This window comes from Kribbella sp. NPDC002412 (assembly GCF_053592935.1).
In genome coordinates this window covers 46,846-61,682 of record NZ_JBSFBL010000022.1, presented here as the reverse complement: position 1 = coordinate 61,682, position 14,837 = coordinate 46,846, and the positions used below count along the sequence as shown (strand labels likewise).

Here is a 14,837-nt window from a genome sequence, read left to right as displayed (position 1 = left end):
GTCAAGATGCTGCCGGTTCCGAACCGATGGAGTCTCGCCAACCACTGTCCGTCACCACTACTGTGTGCAGCACCATGAGCATCCACGATCGATATCGGTTGAGTGTGGTGATCAATGCCAAGGGGACGTACACCCCGCTCGGGGTGTCGCGGAGTTCCCACGGGGTGGCGGAGGCCGTCGCACAGGCACTGCCTGAGTTCTTCGTCATGGACGAGCTGGGCGACCGGGCCAGCGAGGCCATCGCCCAGGTGACCGGCGCGCAGGCCGGGGCCGTCGTTCACTGCACCGCCGCGGGCATCACGCTCGCCGTGGCGGCCACCATGACCGGCGGCGACCCGCGCCGGATCGCGTCGTTGCCGGACACAACGGACATGCACAACCGGGTGGTGCTGCCGGTCAACCACGTGGTCAACTACGGCCACTCGAACCTGCAGGCCGTCCGGCTGGCGGGTGCGCACGTTGACCTCGCCGGTGACGAAACCCGTTGCAGCGTTGACGATCTGGAGCAGGAGCTCGACGGTCCGGACGTCGCCTGCCTGTTCCTCGTGTCGTCCCGGCTGACCCAGGGCGAGCCGATCGACCTGGTGGCCGCCGTACGTGCTGCGCACCGTCGCGGCGTGCCGGCGATCGTCGACGGCGCCGCGCAGTTCCCGCGGATCGCGGACCTGCTGTCGACCGGCGCGGACCTGGTCCTGGTCAGCGGCCAGAAGTACCTCGGCTCGCCGACCGCCGGTCTGGTCGCGGGCAGCTGGCGGCTTGTGCAGTCGGTGCGGGCGCAGGACAAGGGCATCGGCCGGGTGATGAAGCCGACCAAGGAAGCCGTCGTCGGCGTGCTGGCCGCGCTCGAGGAGTGGCAGGCCTTCGACCGGGTCAAGTGGGAGGCGGACCAACTCGCGAAGGTGGTCTCGTTCGCCCGGGCGGCCGAGGAGATCCCGGGGGTGTCGGCAGAGGTCCTGCCGGATCCGACCGGCCTGCAGGTGTCCCGCGTCCTGCTGAAGGTCGCCGACGCGAAGCGCATCGCGACCGAGCTGGAGGCGGGATCACCGCCGATCTACGTGATGACCGACCGGGCGGACGACGACGAACTGGTGCTCGAGCTCATTCCACTCGACGACACCGAGATCGCCGCCGTCCTCGCCAGGCTGTGGGCCATCCTGACCCAGTAGGTCAGTGCTGGTAGGACTTGTTCTCGGTACGGCGGGGGCCGTTGGGGCGACGGGGACCGTTGCCACCGCGACCCGGGCGGTTGTTGCTGAACCGCTTGCCGCCGCCCTTGCCGAAGCGTTGCGGCTTCGGCGCCGGCAGCTTCACCGGGTAGCCGGACGGCGTGTTGCCGCCGGTCAGCTCGGTGACCAGCTCGTCGCCCGGACGCGCGCGCACCGGCGCCGCGTCGACACCGGCGGACTCGGCCAGCCGGATCATGCCGCGCCGCTGGTGCGGCAGCACCAGGGTGACGACCGCGCCCTTGCCACCGGCCCGCGCCGTACGACCGGCCCGGTGCAGGTAGTCCTTGTGATCCGCGGCCGGGTCGGCCTGGACGACCAGCCCGACGTCGTCGACGTGGATACCGCGGGCCGCGACATCCGTTGCCACCAGCACCGGAACCGAACCGTCCTTGAACTGGTCCAGTGTCCGGTTCCGCGCGCCCTGGGTCAGGCCGCCGTGCAGCGCCGCCGCCATCACGCCGCGGTCCCGCAGCTGGGTGGCGACGCGGTCGGCGCCCAGCTTGGTGCGGACGAACACGATCGTGCGGCCGTCACGACTGGCCAGCTCGGCCGTCAGCGACTGCTTGTGCCCCGGCTCGATCACCAGCAGGTGGTGCTCCATCGTGGTCACGCTCGCCTGGCCGGACTCGGTCGAGTGCGTGACCGGGTCCTTCAGGTACGTCTTCACGATCTTGTCGACGTCGTTGTCCAGCGTCGCCGAGAACAGCAGCCGCTGGCCGGACGGCGGGGTCATGTCGAGCAGCGTGGTGACCGCCGGCATGAAGCCCATGTCGCACATGTGGTCGGCCTCGTCGAGGACGGCGATCTCCACCGCTCCGAGGTCGGCCGCACCCTGCTCGCACAGGTCGATCAGCCGGCCGGGGGTCGCGATCAGGAGGTCGACGCCACGGCGGAGCGACTCGATCTGCTTCGGGTACGGCAGGCCGCCCGCGATCAGCTTCAGCGACACGTTCATCACGTGCGCCAGCGGCTCGAGCGCGTCGTGCACCTGCATCGCCAGCTCACGCGTCGGCACCAGCACCACACCGCGCGGGCGGCGGGACTCGGTGTGACCGCCGGCCAGCCGCATCAGCGTCGGCAGGCCGAAGCCGAGCGTCTTGCCGGAGCCGGTCTGGCCGCGGCCGAGCACGTCCTTGCCGGCCAGCGCGTCCGGGATGGTCGCGGCCTGGATCGGGAACGGCGTGGTGATGCCGTCGCGGGCCAGCCGCTGCACCAGCCGCGGCGCCAGCCCGAGCGCGGCGAACTGGTTGTCCGGGGCAACGGTGCCCAGGTCCACCGGCTCCTCGCGCCGCTTCTCCTGCGCCACCGGCCGCTCGTCCCGCCGCTCGTAGCGCGGCTTCTGGGACGCCCGGTCGTCGCGGCGCTCGTACGACGGCCGGTCGTCACGACGCTCGAAGCGGGGCTTGTCCTGGAACGACGAACGCTCGTAGCGCGGCTTGTCACTCCGGTACTGCGGACGGTCGTCGCGGTTGAACTGCGGACGGTCGTCCCGGTTGTACCGCGGCCGCTCGTCGCGGTTGAACTGCGGACGGTCGTCCCGGTTGTACCCCGGCCGCTCGTCGCGGTTGAACTGCGGACGGTCGTCCCGGTTGTACTGCGGCCGGTCGGACTGCGGGCGGTCGTCGCGGCGGTAGCTCGGACGGTTGTCGTCGTACTTGCGGGGCTGGGTGCTGCGGTCGGCGCGGTAGCCCTTCACGGGGCGGTCGTCGCGACGCTCGTCACGACGGTCCTCGTCACGAGCCGGAGCGGTGTTGCCCATCCGCTCGCCGTACGACTGGTTCTGGAACTTCTTGTGCCGGGGCTTCTTCGCCCGGCCGTCGGGCTGGTTGCTCTCCGGGTGGTGCTGGGTCACGCAAACTCTCTCTCAACGTCACGGACGAGGCCCACGAAGCCGCACGCAAAGGCCGGCCAACAGATGCTGGCCGGACTGGACGAACAAGCAGGAGATAGGCATCGACCTGCGGGTGCTATCGCGTTGCACCCATGTCGCCGGGGACCTTCAGCGGGATGCTGAAACCGACGGGTCGGAGCGCCTGGGGAAAATCTCTGGTGACGCGACATACGCACCGACATGAGAAGTATACCCGACTCGGCAGCCGCTCCCGACCACGCCGGCTCCGCCAGACCACCCGCGGAACTGGTACGACGTACCTCACTTCAAGTGAGGTTGAATTCTTGGCCGGCGGTTCTAGGGTGGCGGTATGGCGGAGGAGAACGTTCCGAGCAAAGAGCACTGGCTGTCCATCGGGGAGATCGCTCATCGGTCCGGAGTCGCCGCGTCGGCCTTGCGGTTCTACGAGGACCAGGGGCTGATCAGCTCGCGACGGACAGCCGGCAACCAGCGCCAGTACCAGCGCAGCACGTTGCGGCGGATCGCGTTCGTGCAGGCGGCCCAGCGGGTCGGTCTGGCGCTGGCCGAGATCAAGGGCGCGCTGGACTCGTTGCCGGACGACCGGACGCCGACCCGCGCGGACTGGAGCCGGTTGTCCAAGTCGTGGCGCAGCCGGCTCGACGAGCGGATCTCCGAGCTCGAGCGGCTGCGCGACGACCTGGACGGCTGCATCGGCTGCGGCTGCCTGAGCCTGCAGCGCTGCAACCTCTACAACAAGGCCGACCGCCTCGCCGAACGCGGCCCCGGCGCCCGCATCCTCAACGTAGGGATCCCTGGCGAGTGACCCCGATGTGCCGGGCGATGCGCCGCGCGTCCCGCCCGACACCGCCGATCAGCGGCGAGGACCCCGCGGACAGGAAGAACAGGCCGACGAAGTAGAGCCCGGGCTCCGCCCGCACGATCCCGCGATCGTGCCGCGGCTCACCGTCCGGCTCGAGGACCGGAAGCCGGATCCAGTCGAACGCGGGCCGGAAGCCGGTGCTCCAGATCACAGTGGCGGCGTCGACAGTTCGGCCGTCCGCGAGCATCGGCAGGCCGTCGCGGACGCCGGTCACGCGCGGCACTCGCTCGATCCTGGCTCGCTCGAGGTCCTTCCGCCGTACCCGGGCCAGCGGAAGCCCTCGGCCGGAGAGCTGAGCGCGCGCCTTCCGGCCCAGCGGTGTGCGGACGGTGAGGACGTGGGAGAGCAGGAACCAGAACGGCGGCGTCAGCAGGCGGTCCAGCGAGCCGCCGGCACGTAACGGCTCCTGGCCCGTGTCTCTGCCGGACAGCCACGTGTGGTGCCCCGATGACGATTCGAGGGCGATCTCAGCACCCGAGTTGCCGGCGCCGACGATCAGGACCGGCCCTTCGGTGAGCTGCGACGGGTTCCGGTACTCGCTCGAGTGGAACTGCACAATGCCTGGATCGAGCTCAGCGGCGTACGGCGGGATCCGGGGAGTCTGGTACGCGCCCGTCGCCACCACCACGTTGTCCGCGACGTACCGGCTCGGTCCGGACGTGACGACGTACCCACTGTTCTCCCGGGCCAGGCAGTCGACGCGGACTCCGGTGCGAACCGGCAGCCGGAAGCGGGCGGCGTACGACTCGAGGTAGTCGGCCACGTCGTCCTTGCTGGGGTACGACCAGCCCGGCGCCGGGAAGGACCAGCCGGGCAGCCCGTCGTAGCGAGCCGGCGTGAACACCCGCAGCGAGTCCCATCGCCGGCGCCAGGAGTCGCCGACGCGCTCACCGGCCTCCAGGATCACCACGGACTGCCCGCTTCTGACCAGGTGGTACCCCACGGCGAGGCCGGCCTGACCGCCGCCGACGATCACGGTTTCGAAGCGCTCCATCGCTCCAGACTGTCCGCGCGGTGACCACGCCCGCATCGGAAGAACCACGCATTCGGGACCGCCGGCCGCGTGGTTGGTTCTGCGCATGCGACATAGGGCGCGGGCTATGGGTGGCATAGAACGGCGGGTGGGGTTCGAGGGTTAACCCCCGAGTTTTCAGTGATCTGGTGCGGAATGCGACCAGGCTTGGCAGCATCCGGGGTTGTAGCGATCAGTAATCCGCCGGTCGCTTTCCGCCACAGATCCGGAGTGAGGCCCTCCCATGTCGCATCGCCGTATCCTGACTTCGCTCGCGGGGGTCGCCGCCGCCGCGCTGGCCGTCCCCACCTTCGCCGCAGCGTCCCCCGCGCCGGCGCCGGACACCTCGGTGTCCACCTCGCAGACCCGCGCCGCGTACACGGGCTCGCCGCAGGACCAGGCCGCCACCAAGGCCTTCTACGACGCCGTGATCAAGTCCGCGCGCGCCAAGCAGGCCAAGGCCGGCAACAAGGCCCTCGCCGTCACGGTCACGTACGCCGTCGACGCGCCGACCTTCCGCAACCAGATCAACTCCAGCACGTCGATCTGGAACTCCTCGGTCGCCAACGTCACCCTCGTCGAGGGCAGCAACTACGACTTCTACTACACCGAGGGCAACGACCCACGCGGTTCGTACGCGTCCACCGACGGCCACGGCCGGGGCTACATCTTCCTGGACTACGCCCAGTCGCAGCAGTACGACCCGACCCGGATCACCGCCCACGAGACCGGTCACGTGCTCGGTCTGCCGGACCACTACTCCGGGCCCTGCTCCGAGCTGATGTCCGGCGGCGGCCCCGGCCCGTCCTGCACCAACGCCTACCCGGACGCCAACGAGCGCGCCCGCGTGGACCAGCTCTGGGCCAACGGCATCGCCTCCGCCGCGGCAGCCGCCTTCCAGAAGTAGCCACCCCAGGCCCTCCGGCCCGGAACCGCCCGGCAGGGGACGGTCCCGGGCCGGAGTCCTTCGTACGACGCTGTGACCATCTAGCCTGCTGTCGTGCTGAGCCGCCTGGGGATGTGCCTGACGCTGATCGGCTGCTTGGCAGCCCTCTCCGGATGCGGGGTCGAGGCCGGCGGAGTCGTCGGCATGACGGTCGACGACGCAGGCAAACCGGTGGCCGTCGTACAGATGTGCGAAGGCCACATCGACGGCGCCACCCTCTTCCTGTCCCGCGGCGGCCCCGACGAAGAGGAGTTCGGCGAGTGGGAGGTCAGCCCGCCGGTGACCGGCTTCTCTCAATTCAGCCTCACCGCAGGCGGAGACGGCTGGCGACTCGTCGGCACCCTGAAGCCACGTGATCCGCAGACGCGGTACACGATCTACGGCTGGACGAACGACAACAGCTGGTCGGCGACCCACCTGGATTTCAGCGAGCAGGACCTGACCGGCCTCCGGCCCGGCACCGTGCTGGTGCCGTCGACCGACTCGGAAACGCCGGAACGCCGCTCGCTGGCCGACTTCCAGAGCAAGACCTGTGAGAACTGGTTCTAGCGCACCGGGCCGGTGGAGTTGCGGACGACCAGTTCCGGGCGGAAGAGAAACTCGGTGTGGGGTGTGGTGTGGCCGCGGACTTCTTCCAGGAGGGATTGGACGGCGGCCAGGCCCATGGCTTGGACGGGCTGGCGGATCGTGGTGAGGGGTGGGTCGGTGAACTCCATCATGGGGGCGTCGTCGTAGCCGACGACCGAGATGTCGCCCGGGACGGAGAGGCCGCGCTGGCGGGCGGCGCGAATGACGCCGAGCGCCATCATGTCGGAGCCGCAGATGACCGCGCTGACCCCGGCGTCCAGCAGCTGCTGCGCGGCCGCGGCGCCGCCCTCGACGCCGAACATGCTCAAGGCGACCAGCTCGTCGAGCTCCGGGTCGGTCAGGCCGAGCTGCGCCTTCATCGAGGTGCGGTACCCGGCGAGCTTGCGCTGGACGACGATGAACCGCTCCGGCCCGGACGCGAACCCGATCCGGCGGTGGCCGAGGGCAACCACATGGGACACCGCCAGCTCCATCGCGGCGTACTCGTCCGAGGACACGAACGGCGCCTCCACCGCGGGCAGCCAGCCGTTCACGAACACCACCGGCAGCCGCCGGTCCACCAGCGACTGGTAGCGCTCGTGGTCGGCCCCGGTGTCCGCGTGCAGGCCGGAGACGAAGATGATCCCGGAGACGCCGCGCTCCAGCAGCATCTCGACGTACTCCTCCTCGGTGGCGCCGGACGGCGACTGCGTGCACAGCACCGGGGTGAACCCGCGCTGTGACAACGCCGACTCGATCACCTGGGCGAACGCCGGGAAGATCGGGTTGATCAGCTCCGGCATCACCAGCCCGATCAGCCCCGCCGACCGGCGCCGCAACCGGGTCGGCCGTTCGAACCCGAGGACGTCGAGCGCGGTCAGGACCGACTGCTTGGTCTCCTCCGCCACCCCCGGCTTGCCGTTCAGCACCCGCGAGACCGTGGCCTCGCTCACCCCCGCCTTGGCCGCGATGTCCGCCAGCCGTGCTCTGCTGCTCACGCCCGGCACTGTACCCAGCCGGTCGTTGTTCTTGCAGCAAGATCCTGCAAGAACTTGCAGGATGCGTGGAGTTGTCCACAACGTGAACAGTACGGACACGTCACACGCCGTACACCTTGTCAGGACGAGCCGGGCGGGTGAGGATAAGCGCACCCCCGCCCGGGGGCCTTTACTCGGATCGTCCGGCACGTTCCTGCCGGTGAAGGGATGTACATCGTCATGGCCACTGTGTCTTTCAAGGCAGCCACCCGGATCTACCCCGGTGGTGACACCCCCGCCGTCGACAAGCTCAACCTCGAGATCGAGGACGGCGAGTTCATGGTTCTCGTCGGCCCGTCGGGTTGCGGCAAGTCCACCTCGCTCCGGATGCTCGCCGGCCTCGAAGAGGTCAACGAGGGTTCCATCTACATCGGCGACCGCGACGTCACGCACCGTCCGCCGAAGGAGCGGGACATCGCGATGGTGTTCCAGAACTACGCTCTCTACCCGCACATGTCGGTCGCCGACAACATGGGCTTCGCCCTGAAGATGCAGGGTGTCTCCAAGGAGGACCGCGCCAAGCGCGTGATGGAGGCCGCCAAGCTGCTCGGCCTGGAGGAGTACCTCGAGCGCAAGCCGAAGGCGCTGTCCGGTGGTCAGCGTCAGCGTGTCGCCATGGGCCGCGCGATCGTCCGTAACCCGCAGGTCTTCCTGATGGACGAGCCGCTGTCGAACCTCGACGCCAAGCTCCGCGTCCAGACCCGCACTCAGATCGCCGAGCTCCAGCAGCGTCTCGGTGTCACGACCGTCTACGTCACCCACGACCAGGTCGAGGCCATGACGATGGGCGACCGGGTCGCCGTGCTGAAGGACGGCCTGCTGCAGCAGGTCGACACCCCGCTGAACCTCTACGACCACCCGAAGAACAAGTTCGTCGCGGGCTTCATCGGCTCGCCGGCCATGAACCTGCTGACCGCGGACATCACCGAGGGCGGCGCGAAGCTGGGCGACTACGTCGTTCCGCTCGAGCGCAGCCTGCTGGCCAAGGCCGGCAGCGACAAGACGCTGACCCTGGGCGTCCGGCCGGAGGCCTTCAAGGTCGCCGACCAGGGCCTGCCGGTCCACGTCGCCGTGGTCGAGGAGCTCGGCGCCGACGCGTACCTGTACGGGACCGCGGAGCACAACAACGAGCACCAGCAGATCGTCGCCCGGATCGACGCCCGGATGCCGGTCGAGAAGGGTTCGACCATCCACCTGGCGGCGCTGCCCGACAAGCTGCACCTGTTCTCGACCTCCACCGAGGAGCGGCTGACCGCCTGACCAGGCGGTACGACGTAACGCAACCGCGGCCCCGGATGGCTCGACCATCCGGGGCCGTGGTGCGTCCAGGTGACCGTGTCCAGGTGACCGTGCCTAGGTGACCCTGCGGCGGTGGTCGTCCTGGGTGGCCGGGTGGTCGGCCGGGTTCAGGTTGGTCTGCTTCAGCAGGTAGTGCGGGCGCTTCTTGGTCTCGTAGTAGATCCGGCCGATGTACTCGCCGATCACCCCGAGCATCACCATCTGCAGTCCGCCGAGCCCGACGATCGCCGCGATCAGCGTGACGTACCCGGGCATCTCCACCCCGCGCAGCACCGCGACCGCGATCACCCAGACCGCGTACCCGGCCGCGACCGCAGTCAGCAGCAGGCCGATGTAGATCGCCAGCCGCAGCGGCCGGTTGTTGAACGACAGCAGCCCGTCCAGTCCGTACTCGAGCAGCCGGCGGAACGTCCACCGGCTCTTCCGCTCGGCCGGCTGCTTCACGTTGTCGTACTCGAACAGGATCGACTCGAAGCCGATCCAGGCGAACAGCCCCTTGGAGAACCGGTTGTACTCCCCCAGCTCCAGCAGCCCGTTCACGGCCCGGCGGGACAGCAGCCGGAAGTCGCCCACCCCGTCGACCAGCTCGACGTCGGCCCACTTGTTGATCAGCCAGTAGTACGCGCGGGCGAACAGCGTCCGGGTGGCCGGGTCGCCGACCCGGTTCCGGCGGGCGATCACCTGGTCGAATCCGCGCTCGTACAGGTCCAGCATCCGGCCGATCAGCTCCGGCGGGTGCTGCAGGTCGGCGTCCATGATCACCACCGCGTCGCCGGAGGCGTACCGCAGGCCGGCCAGCATCGCGGCCTCCTTGCCGAAGTTCCGGCTGAAGGACAGGTACCGGACCGCCGGGTCGTCGTCCGCGAGCTGCACCAGGACGTCGAGGGTCCCGTCGCTGCTGCCGTCGTCGACGTACACGATCTCGTAGGGCCGGCCGAGCTCCGCGAGGTCCTGGCTGACGGCTTCATGGAACCGGTCGACCACGTCGACTTCGTTGTAACAGGGCACCACCAGACTCAGCCGCATCACCCGTCCCACCTCCCTCGGCAGGACCGATTCTTGTCCAGACCGGAACTACGCGCTACTTTGGCGCTCGATCGAGCGGGCGGACACGGGGACTGAGCTAAGGGGCGGCCAGTGGACGACGAAACGGTGCAGCGCCCGAGGCGCTCGGCTCTCCTGCCTGCGCTCGTGGCCGGTGTGCTGGTGGCGGCGGTGTTCGCCGCCTCCGGAGTCATCCGCGGTACCTTTCCCTTCGGTTCACTGTCCCGCAGTACCAACGATCTCGGTACCCAGTACATCCCCTTCTTCGCCCACCTGTGGGACGTCCTGCACGGTCGCGCCCAAGGTGACCTGCTCTTCAACTGGCAGAGCGCGTTCGGCGTCGGGTTCCTGGCCGACTACGGCGTCGACCTCGGCAGCCCATTGTCCCTGCTGGTGGGTCTCTTCCCGCGCGACCAGATCGACCTGGCCGTCTACGTCATCACCGTCCTCAAGCTGAGCCTCGCGGCCGCCGCGATGGCGGTCCTACTACTCAAGATGTCGCCAGGACCCCGTTGGGTTGCAGCCATTCTCGGAGCGTCGTATGGCGTCTGCGGCTGGGCCATCGACGACGGGGCGTACGTGCCGATGTGGCTGGACGGCCTGATCGCGCTGCCGATGTTCTTCCTGGTCGCCGAATGGTCACTGCGGCGGACCAACCGCCTGCTCAGCGTGCTCGTGGTCGCGGTGTTCTGGATCTCCAACTTTTACACCGCCTACATGGCAACGATCGCGGCCGGGCTGTATCTGATCGCCCGGGTGCTGACCAGTGACCTGGCCTGGGGGCTCCGGGTGCGCGGCGTCGTCCGGCACGGCATCGCGTTCGTGCTCGGCATCGCGCTGGCCGGGCCGATCCTGCTGCCGATCCTCGCCGCGAACGACGACGCGACGCCATCGCCGTCCGGCATCTTCACGCCGTCCCCGGTCGACATCTTCCTGTCCCGCCTGCTGCCGCTGTCCGAGGGCGTCGGCCGCACCGCCAGCCTGTACGTCGGCACGGTCGCCCTGCTGCTCGCCCTCACCCTGCCGTTCAACCGAAGCGTGGCGATCCGGACCAAGGTGGTCTGGATCGTGACGACCGCCGCGATCGTGCTGTCGTTCCGGTGGACGCCGACGCAGGAGATGTGGCACGGCTTCGACACCCCGAACGGCAGCCAGTACCGCGAGGCCTTCGTGCTGTGCGGCGTGATCGTGATCCTGGCCTGGATGTCGGTCTCCGCTCGGCTGCCCGGTCCGCTCGCGTTGCTGGGTGCTGCGGCTCTGCTCGCGGTCATCGCCGTACTGTCCGACGGCAGTCCGCTGCTGACCGACCACGCGATGACCGTGCTGATCGCCTCGGGCGCCGTCACGATCGTTGCGCTGGGCACCATCTGGGTCGTACGGCGTTTCGCCACCGGGCGACGGGTGAAGTGGCCGGTCGCGGCGGCGTTCGCCGTACTGATGGCCGTGGTCGCCGTCGAGACCACGTGGACCGCGGTGGTGACGGACGAGGAGCGGGCGAAGCTCCTCAGCTCATCGGTGCCGCCGTGGAACCAGCACCAGACCGAACGGTCCGAGGCGATCATGGGCGCCAACGCCTGGCCGCAGTACCGCGCCGACCCGGGGACATCGGTGACGCCGAACGACCCGATGCTGCTGGGCGGTCAGGGCGCCGGGCTCTACAGCAGCCTGCTCCCCTACTCGGTGAACCAGACGCTGACCCGGCTCGGCTTCGGCTGGGCCGGGTACGGCCGGGCGTCCGACGATCTCGAGCACCCGGTGATCGACGCGATCTTCTCGATCGGGGCCCGCCTGCACCTCGAGGCGGGCGGCAAGGAGACCATCACGCGGTCCGTCGTACCGCCGCTGGTGACGGTCCGGCGACGGCTCGGGGCGACGGCCGCCTCGAACGCGTTCGTCGCCCAGGAGCGGCTGCTCGGGACCCAGGTGTACGAGGTGCCGGAGTACCGCGGCAGCAAGTCGATCACCGGCGGCGACGTGAAGCTGGTCGGCCGCTGCACGCCTGGCACGACGGCGTTCCTGCACCAGCCGCGGGTTTCCGGTGCGGCCCGGCTGACCGACGAAGAGCAGTGGCACGAGTTGACCGCGAGTCGCCGGCCGGGCATCAACACGAACAGCGAGATGGTCCGGCTGGGCACCGTCCCGGCGTCCGGAGTGGTGTCGGCCGAGATCAAGTTCGCCGGCTCCGCGTCCGGGATCACCGCGACCGGCGCGCTCGGCTGCCTCGACGAGCAGCGCCTGGCGAAGGCGGTGCGGATGTTGCGGTTGAGCGGGGCAACGGACGTCGAGGTCGGCGGCCACTCGATCAGCGCGACGCTGCCCGCGGGCACCCAGGGCTACGCCGTGATCGCCGTACCGAAGCTGCCGGGCTGGGAGTGCTCGGCCGGCGGCGGCAAGGCCCAGACGCCCCGGGACTACGGCGGCCTGGTCGCCGTACCGCTCACCGGCAACGCGGACCGGGTCGACTGCACCTACACGCCGCCCGGTCTCCGTCGCGGCCTCGCACTCGCGGCTGCAGCCGCTGCCATCACTCTCGGCCTCGTGCTGTTCGGCCGCCTCCGCCGGTCTAGGAGGTGACGTCCCGGCGGTAGAACACCGCTCCGCCGAGGACGACCAGGACGACAGCCAGGATGCCGAGGTACCAGGCGCCGTGCTCGAAGGACAGGGTCTTCTCGATGCTGTTGCACAGGTAGCTGCCGTCGGATCCGGTCGAGCACTGGTTCACGTAGTACGTCGCGTCGTGCCGGACGAACGCGTCGAAGTTCAGCTTCACCAGCCACGGCTGGGCCTGGTTCAGGAAGCCGGCGAAGACACCCTCGATCAGGACCAGGTACCCCATCGCCACCCCGATCGCGGCCGCGGTGTGCCGGAGCAGCAGCCCGACCACCCCACCGAGCGCGGCGCCGACGGCGACCAGCAGGACGGCCCGGCCGGCCGTCGCGGTGAGATCGCCCCAGACCTTGCCCGTCGTACTCGATGTGTCCCCGAGCTGGTCGACGATCAGGTACGTCCCGACCATCAGGATCGCCAGCACACCGACCGCCACCGGGACGAACCCGATCGCAGCGGCCAGCAACTTGCTGCCGTACACCCGCAACCGCCGCGGCTCGAACGTCAGCCAGTTGCCGATGGCACCGGTGCTGAACTCCGCCCCGACGAAGCTGGCCCCGATCAGGAACGCGGCGAAGACCAGCAGGTACGACGACCCGAGCAGCAGCTCCGGCATCAGTTCGGCGAACACCACCTGCGGCTTGCCGAAGTCGTCGATGGTCGGCTCCCGGAAGTTGCAGAACTCCGCCTTCGCCGGCTTCGGGTCCGGCTGGTTCTCCCAGTCCGCCTCGCAGCGCTTGCGGTCCGCCTCGCCGTTCTGGACCCAGTACTCGTGCGCGACCTCGAACTGCGCCTGCGACGACCGCTGCTCCTCCGCGGACATCGGGCGGGCGTCGCTCCAGACGACGACCATCAGCAGCACCGTGATCGCCAGGACTCCGAGTACGCCGATGACGGTCAGGCGGCGCGCGGTCAGCCGGCGGAGCTCGACTCCGGTCAGACGAAGCATCACAACCCCTCGCCTTCGGTGAGCTCGAGGAAGACCGACTCCAGGTCGGCGCGGACCGGGATCAGCTCGGACACGTACAGCTCCTGCTGCGCCAGCCGGCGGGTGACGTCGGCCGGGTGCTCGGCGCCGTCGACGAGCAGGTAGTTGCCGTCGGCGCGCACTGTCAGCCCGGCCGCGGTCAGGATCCGGGTCGCCGCCTCGTGGTTGTCCACAGCAACCTTCACGGTTCCCGCCGTACCGCCGCCGATCACCTCGGCGACCGAGCCGGCGGCGAGCAGCCGGCCGTGGCCGATGATCGAGACGGTGTCGGCGACCTGCTCGACCTCGGCCAGGATGTGCGAGCTGACCAGCACCGTCCTGCCCTGGTCGCCGAGCCTGCGCATGGTCTCGCGGATCTCCCGGATCCCGGCCGGGTCGAGGCCGTTGGTCGGCTCGTCGAAGATCAGCAGGTCGGGCTCCTTCAGCAGCGTGGCCGCGATCGCGAGCCGCTGCTTCATGCCGAGCGAGTACGCCCGGAACCGGTCCTTGCCGCGCTCGCCGAGCGAGGTCTGCTCGAGCACCTCGCCGACCCGCTGCCGGGGTGCGCCGATCGCCTCGGCGAGCAGCTCGAGGTTCTTCCGGCCGCTGAACGCCGGGAAGAACTTCGGCGACTCGACGATCGCGCCGACCCGGCCGACCACGGCCGGCAGCTCGGCGGGCACCGGCCGGCCGAACACCGTCATCGTCCCCGCGTCGGCCCGGATCAGCCCGAGCAGCATCCGGATCGAGGTGGTCTTCCCGGACCCGTTCGGCCCCAGGAACCCGTGTACCCCGCCGACCGGCACGTCCAGGTCGAGGCCCTGGACCGCCACCACCTTCCGGCCCCGCCGGGTCCGGTACGTCTTGCGCAAGCCGCGCGTGCTGATCGCCAGCTCCGGCATCTGACCCCCTTGTCGCGCTTCCGACGCACAGCTTGGCAGGTTTGTTCGGGGACCGCTGGCGAAAATACCCCCCACTGGTATTGGTCCAGGGCTTGCATCTGATACCCCAAGGGGGTAACTTCATGCCTGTCGACATACCCCCAAGGGGTAGCAGTAAGGAAGCTGAGGGAGCCGGAGATGACCCACGACGCCGAGCACGTGCACGGATACACCGCCGAGAAGAGCAGCCACCTGAAGCGGCTGCGGCGGATCGAGGGCCAGATCCGCGGCCTGCAGCGGATGGTCGAGGAGGACAAGTACTGCATCGACATCCTCACCCAGGTGTCGGCGGCCACGAAGGCGCTGCAGTCCTTCTCGCTGGAGTTGCTGGACGAGCACCTGGCGCACTGCGTGGTCGAGGCCGCGCAGAAGGGCGGCCCCGAGGCCGAGGAGAAGGTGCGCGAGGCCTCCGACGCGATCGCCCGCCTCGTCCGCAGCTGACAACCGAAATTCCGAGCA

Annotated in this window: 13 protein-coding genes; 7 read left to right on the top strand and 6 right to left on the bottom strand. The window is 69.5% G+C overall.

The genetic code is table 11. The annotated features are described in order from the left end of the window. The first annotated feature begins 74 nt into the window (after positions 1-74). Positions 75-1,166, top strand: coding sequence for an aminotransferase class V-fold PLP-dependent enzyme (locus tag ACWCOV_RS19315; RefSeq protein ID WP_449830645.1), 1,092 nt, complete (start codon positions 75-77; stop codon positions 1,164-1,166). A 1-nt stretch (position 1,167) separates the two neighbouring features. Here ACWCOV_RS19315 and ACWCOV_RS19310 read toward each other — a convergent pair whose 3' ends face one another. Continuing rightward, the gene (locus ACWCOV_RS19310; RefSeq protein WP_449830644.1) at positions 1,168-3,078 is read right to left on the bottom strand and encodes a DEAD/DEAH box helicase; all 1,911 of its coding nucleotides are present in this window, start codon (positions 3,076-3,078) and stop codon (positions 1,168-1,170) included. A 349-nt stretch (positions 3,079-3,427) separates the two neighbouring features. On the opposite strand from ACWCOV_RS19310, the gene soxR reads away from it, so the two are divergent. Beyond that, positions 3,428-3,901, top strand: a complete 474-nt coding sequence (gene soxR, locus ACWCOV_RS19305; protein ID WP_360516536.1) for a redox-sensitive transcriptional activator SoxR — start codon at positions 3,428-3,430, stop codon at positions 3,899-3,901. Here soxR and ACWCOV_RS19300 read toward each other — a convergent pair. After that, positions 3,876-4,952 (bottom strand): flavin-containing monooxygenase, encoded by a 1,077-nt coding sequence (locus ACWCOV_RS19300; protein ID WP_449830643.1) that lies wholly within the window; start codon positions 4,950-4,952, stop codon positions 3,876-3,878. The genes soxR and ACWCOV_RS19300 overlap by 26 nt on opposite strands. A 262-nt stretch (positions 4,953-5,214) precedes the next feature. Here ACWCOV_RS19300 and snpA point away from each other — a divergent pair, with 262 nt between their 5' ends. Further along, a complete protein-coding gene (gene snpA, locus ACWCOV_RS19295) occupies positions 5,215-5,877 on the top strand; it encodes a snapalysin (protein WP_449830642.1) in 663 nt (220 codons plus the stop codon). A gap of 93 nt (positions 5,878-5,970) precedes the next feature. Then, positions 5,971-6,465, top strand: a complete 495-nt coding sequence (locus ACWCOV_RS19290) for a hypothetical protein (RefSeq protein ID WP_449830641.1) — start codon at positions 5,971-5,973, stop codon at positions 6,463-6,465. On the opposite strand, the gene ACWCOV_RS19285 is transcribed toward ACWCOV_RS19290, so the two are convergent. Beyond that, the gene (locus ACWCOV_RS19285; protein WP_449830640.1) at positions 6,462-7,481 is read right to left on the bottom strand and encodes a LacI family DNA-binding transcriptional regulator; all 1,020 of its coding nucleotides are present in this window, start codon (positions 7,479-7,481) and stop codon (positions 6,462-6,464) included. The two genes, ACWCOV_RS19290 and ACWCOV_RS19285, sit on opposite strands and share 4 nt — an antisense overlap. Before the next feature lie 219 nt (positions 7,482-7,700). Here ACWCOV_RS19285 and ACWCOV_RS19280 point away from each other — a divergent pair, with 219 nt between their 5' ends. Then, positions 7,701-8,780, top strand: a complete 1,080-nt coding sequence (locus tag ACWCOV_RS19280; RefSeq protein WP_449830639.1) for an ABC transporter ATP-binding protein — start codon at positions 7,701-7,703, stop codon at positions 8,778-8,780. A gap of 93 nt (positions 8,781-8,873) precedes the next feature. Here ACWCOV_RS19280 and ACWCOV_RS19275 read toward each other — a convergent pair whose 3' ends face one another. Continuing rightward, positions 8,874-9,845, bottom strand: coding sequence for a glycosyltransferase family 2 protein (locus ACWCOV_RS19275; protein ID WP_449830638.1), 972 nt, complete (start codon positions 9,843-9,845; stop codon positions 8,874-8,876). Positions 9,846-9,956: 111 nt separating this feature from the next. On the opposite strand from ACWCOV_RS19275, the gene ACWCOV_RS19270 reads away from it, so the two are divergent. Next, complete coding sequence (locus tag ACWCOV_RS19270) at positions 9,957-12,437, top strand: YfhO family protein (protein ID WP_449830637.1); 2,481 nt, start codon at positions 9,957-9,959, stop codon at positions 12,435-12,437. On the opposite strand, the gene ACWCOV_RS19265 is transcribed toward ACWCOV_RS19270, so the two are convergent. Together ACWCOV_RS19265 and ACWCOV_RS19260 are read right to left on the bottom strand one after the other, a co-directional pair. Beyond that, positions 12,427-13,419, bottom strand: coding sequence for an ABC transporter permease subunit (locus ACWCOV_RS19265; RefSeq protein ID WP_449830636.1), 993 nt, complete (start codon positions 13,417-13,419; stop codon positions 12,427-12,429). The genes ACWCOV_RS19270 and ACWCOV_RS19265 overlap by 11 nt on opposite strands. Beyond that, the gene (locus tag ACWCOV_RS19260; RefSeq protein WP_449830635.1) at positions 13,419-14,339 is read right to left on the bottom strand and encodes an ABC transporter ATP-binding protein; all 921 of its coding nucleotides are present in this window, start codon (positions 14,337-14,339) and stop codon (positions 13,419-13,421) included. Before ACWCOV_RS19260 ends, ACWCOV_RS19265 begins: the two co-directional genes overlap by 1 nt. Before the next feature lie 177 nt (positions 14,340-14,516). Between ACWCOV_RS19260 and ACWCOV_RS19255 the strand changes: the two genes are divergently transcribed. Then, positions 14,517-14,819 carry a metal-sensitive transcriptional regulator gene (locus ACWCOV_RS19255; protein ID WP_449830634.1) on the top strand — a complete coding sequence of 101 codons (303 nt, stop codon included), beginning with the start codon at positions 14,517-14,519 and terminating at the stop codon, positions 14,817-14,819. Positions 14,820-14,837: the final 18 nt, after the last annotated feature.